General features: G+C 61.1%; 3 protein-coding genes and 1 pseudogene. 3 read left to right on the top strand and 1 reads right to left on the bottom strand.

Annotation, left to right across the window (positions count from 1 at the left end):
• The 3 genes and pseudogenes from BKD70_RS23400 to BKD70_RS23390 form a co-directional block, all read left to right on the top strand.
• Nucleotides 1-1076: pseudogene (locus BKD70_RS23400) on the top strand (NADH:flavin oxidoreductase/NADH oxidase); the annotation flags it as partial.
• Between the two features lie 103 nt (nucleotides 1077-1179).
• Complete coding sequence (locus BKD70_RS23395; RefSeq protein WP_054897105.1) at nucleotides 1180-1716, top strand: GNAT family N-acetyltransferase; 537 nt, start codon at nucleotides 1180-1182, stop codon at nucleotides 1714-1716.
• A gap of 204 nt (nucleotides 1717-1920) precedes the next feature.
• Nucleotides 1921-2106, top strand: coding sequence for a hypothetical protein (locus tag BKD70_RS23390; RefSeq protein WP_014717190.1), 186 nt, complete (start codon nucleotides 1921-1923; stop codon nucleotides 2104-2106).
• Nucleotides 2107-2159: 53 nt separating this feature from the next.
• Here BKD70_RS23390 and BKD70_RS23385 read toward each other — a convergent pair.
• A partial coding sequence (locus BKD70_RS23385) for a glucan biosynthesis protein (protein WP_175441032.1) occupies nucleotides 2160-2381 on the bottom strand: 222 nt, incomplete at its 5' end.

The following is a 2381-nucleotide window of genomic DNA, read 5'->3' as shown; positions in this document are numbered from 1 at the left end:
CGCCAATTGACCCTGCTCAACCGCATCGCGGTTTCACCCATGTGCCAATACTCCAGCGACGATGGCCTGGCCAATGACTGGCACCTGGTGCACCTCGGCAGCCGGGCCGTGGGTGGCGCCGGGCTGATTTTTACCGAGGCCACGGCGGTGACCGCCGATGGCCGTATCACCGCCCAGGACCTGGGCCTGTGGAACGACACCCAGATCGAACCATTGCGGCGCATCACCCGTTTTATCGCGGCCCAGGGCGCGGTGGCTGGGATCCAGCTGGCCCATGCCGGGCGCAAGGCCAGCACCCACCGGCCATGGATCGGCAAACACGGCAGCGTCAAGCCGGAGGAGGGCGGCTGGGTGCCGGTGGGCCCTCGCCGATTGCCTTCGACCCCAATCACACCCAGCCCAAGCCACTGGACGAAGCACAGATCCAGCAAGTAATCGCCGACTTTGTCGCCGCCGCCAGGCGCGCCTTGACCGCAGGCTTTGAGGTGGTGGAAATCCATGCCGCCCACGGGTACCTGCTGCACCAGTTTCTCTCGCCGATCAGCAACCAGCGTCAGGACCACTACGGCGGCTCCTTCGAAAACCGCATTCGCCTGGTGCTGGAAGTCACCAAGGCCGTGCGCGCCGTGTGGCCTGAGGAGTTGCCGCTGTTTGTGCGCGTGTCGGCCACCGATTGGGTGGAAGACGGTTGGAACCCGGATGAAACCGTGGAGTTGGCGCGCCGCCTGAAAGACCTCGGGGTGGATCTGATCGACGTGTCGTCCGGTGGTACCGCCGCCAATGCCGAGATTCCCACCGGCCCCGGCTACCAGACGCGCTTCGCCGAGCGCGTGCGCAAGGAATCGGGCATCGCCACCGGCACGGTCGGCATGATTACCGAACCGGCCCAGGCCGAGCACATCCTGCGTACCTGCCAGGCTGACATTATTTTTCTGGCCCGTGAACTGCTGCGCGACCCGTACTGGCCGTTGCATGCCGACGATGACCTGGGCGGACGCAAAGCCATCTGGCCGGCGCAGTACCAGCGGGCAACCCATCGGGACCAGCCGATCCATGAGTCGGATCTGCGGGATTGACCCTACTTACCTCTGTGCCAAACCCACCCTGATACGGTGGGTTTTTTCTTGCTCGCGTTTATAGGAAGGCTGATCCTTGGCGGTTGTTAAGCAGGAGAAGCTTATGCTGGTGGAACGCGCGTTAACCGAAGACGATATCCCTTTGCTGGCAGCCATCGATCGTACGGAGCTGATCCCGGCGTGCTATCGCATGGACTGCGGCGAACTGGTGTTGTATGCCACACATCATGACATGCACGGCTGGCCCGAAGGCGAGGCTGAACAGGATGCGGTGGCGCTGCGTGCCTGCCTCCAGCGCGGCGGGTGGTTATGGGGCGTATTCGACGGCCAGGTGCTGGTTGCCGCAGTGGTGGTGGACAATCGGCCGTTCCATCACCAGGGCCTGCTGATGCGGCAGCTGAAATTCCTGCATGTCAGCCACAGTGCCCGCGGTTCTGGCCTGGGCGGGCGGTTGTTGGCGCTGGCTTGCGAGCACGGCCGGCAAGTGGGGGCCCAAGCACTCTATATCTCGGCGACGGAGTCGCGTAACACTGTGGACTTTTACCTGCGCCATGGTTGCCGTCTGTTGCAGCAACCCCACGCTGAGCTTTATGCGCAAGAACCGCTAGACATTCACCTGTATCGACCCCTGCGTGAGTAATGGCTGTAGGTTTTTATTACCGCCGTTATTTTTTAAGTTAATACTCTAAAAAAATCCCACGAATGATGAGATAGTTTCTACGCTAAGGGTAAGCCCGACTCCTGGCCCAGGGAGACAGGCGGTTGGTCCGCGAAGCCGTTGCGCTTCCCGGGAGTTTGGAAATGGGCACCAGGAGTGTTTGACTGATATCAGGAGTAGCGGTCCATGGCCAAGTCCTATGGCGTAGCGGGTGCGGTGGCGTCTTTTCTGAGCCGTCGGATGTCCTTGCGGGGTCGAAGGTTGAGTTCAGATGAGATGGAGTTGCTGGTGCAATACCGGGCGCTGACCGAGAGCGATCAGGTGGCGATGCGGTATCTGATTGGTGCGATGAAAAGCGTGTCGCGGTTCTAAGCCACCTGTGATCATTCCCACGCTGCGGCGTGGGAATGATCAGGCGGTTAGTTTCAGGTGTACTTGCGCTGCTCCGGTGCTGGCGGGAAGTACTGATACAGCCAGGTTTCACTCAGGGTGCGGTCCTGGGTTCGTATAAACAGGCGCAATTCGACGGGTTCCACGCTGTCGCTGGTGGGGTACCAGTCGAACAGGATGCGATAGCCCTTGATGTTATCCAGCACCAGCACGCTGAAATCCTTCACCTCACCATGGGAWCAAGTCACCACCGGCTC

The sequence above is a fragment of the Pseudomonas sp. BS-2016 genome, from assembly GCF_001806145.1.
Classification (GTDB): Bacteria; Pseudomonadota; Gammaproteobacteria; order Pseudomonadales; family Pseudomonadaceae; genus Aquipseudomonas; species Aquipseudomonas lundensis.
Note: the sequence above shows the minus strand (reverse complement) of the source record. Positions and strands in the feature narration are given on the sequence as shown.